Annotated in this window: 1 pseudogene and 1 other annotated feature; the pseudogene reads left to right on the top strand. The window is 61.3% G+C overall.

What is annotated here, in order from left to right:
* Positions 1-52 precede the first annotated feature (52 nt).
* Positions 53-1,317 (top strand): annotated as a pseudogene (locus tag H7E91_RS11435) (IS3 family transposase).
* Positions 338-465, top strand: a sequence feature (AL1L pseudoknot). It overlaps the preceding pseudogene by 128 nt.
* Positions 1,318-1,332: the final 15 nt, after the last annotated feature.

The raw sequence follows: 1,332 nt of genomic DNA on the forward strand, positions 1-1,332 counted from the left end.
TGAATCGCCCCGGGTTTGGTGGAGGGTCTGAAATCCCGAGAGGATGATGATCATGCCAGCACAAAGGAAGTATCCGCCAGAGCTTCGTGAGCGTGCGATGCGGCTTGTTGCCGAGGCCCGTAAAGAGGATCCGGATCTGTCGCTGAATGCGGCCGTGGGCCGGATCGGCCAGCGCACCGGGGTGAACCCCGACACGCTGCGAGGCTGGTGCAAGCAGGCCGCGATTGACGCTGGCGAGCGTCCCGGAACAACGACGAGCGAAGCGGCTCGGATCAAGCAGCTTGAGTCCGAGGTGCGTGAACTCAAGCGCGCGAATGAGATCCTGTTGGCGGCGTCAAGTTTCTTCGCGCGGGACCTCGACCCGCGACTGCCGTGGTAATTGAGTTCATTGATGACCATCGCGACTGGTTCGGGGTCGAGCCGATCTGCCGCGTGCTCACCCAGCACGGGTGCAAGATCGCTCCGTCTGGCTACTATGCGTTCTAGAAGCGCCCGCCATCACGCCGCGCGCTGCGCGACGCGGAACTGGTCGTGCAGATCGAGCGGGTGTTCTGGGATCGCAAGCTCGGTCGCGGGATCAGCGGCGCCCGCAAGATCTGGCATCTGCTGAAACGAGAGGGCATCGTCGTCGCGCGTTGCACGGTCGAAGGTCTCATGCGCGAGCAGGGCTTGCGGGGTATCCGACGCGGCAAGCAGTTCATCACTACCAAAGCTGACGGTTCGGCGTTCCGTCCAGCCGATCATGTGCAGCGCTGCTTCCGCGCGGACCGACCCAACGAGCTCTGGGTCGTCGATTTCACCTACGTGCCGACGTGGTCAGGGATGGCGTTTACTGCGTTCGTGACCGATGTGTACTCCCGTCGAATTGTCGGGTGGCGAACGATGGACCGAATGCCTACTGACCTTCCGCTGGACGCGTTGGAGATGGCGTTGTGGGTTCGCAACCGTGCCGGTCAGGACGTTACCGGGGTGATTCAACATTCGGATGCCGGAGCTCAATATACCGCTTTGCGCCACTCGGAGCGGCTCGCCGATGTCGGCGCAATTGCCTCGATTGGGTCGGTTGGTGACAGTTATGACAATGCCCTCGCCGAGACGGTCGTGGGCCTCTACAAGACCGAATGCGTGAAGGTTGACGGCCCGTTCCGCACCGCCGATGAGCTTGAACTTGCCACACTTTCCTGGGTGCATTGGTTCAACGAGGACCGGTTGCATTCATCGATCGGGTATCTCACACCGGTCGAGAAAGAGAACGCGTACTACTGTGAGATCGACTCCCAGTATCACCCGATGTTGGGAGAACTCGCCCTCCACTAAACCCGGGGCGATTCA

This window comes from Flaviflexus huanghaiensis (genome assembly GCF_014118685.1).
GTDB lineage: Bacteria > Actinomycetota > Actinomycetes > Actinomycetales > Actinomycetaceae > Flaviflexus > Flaviflexus huanghaiensis.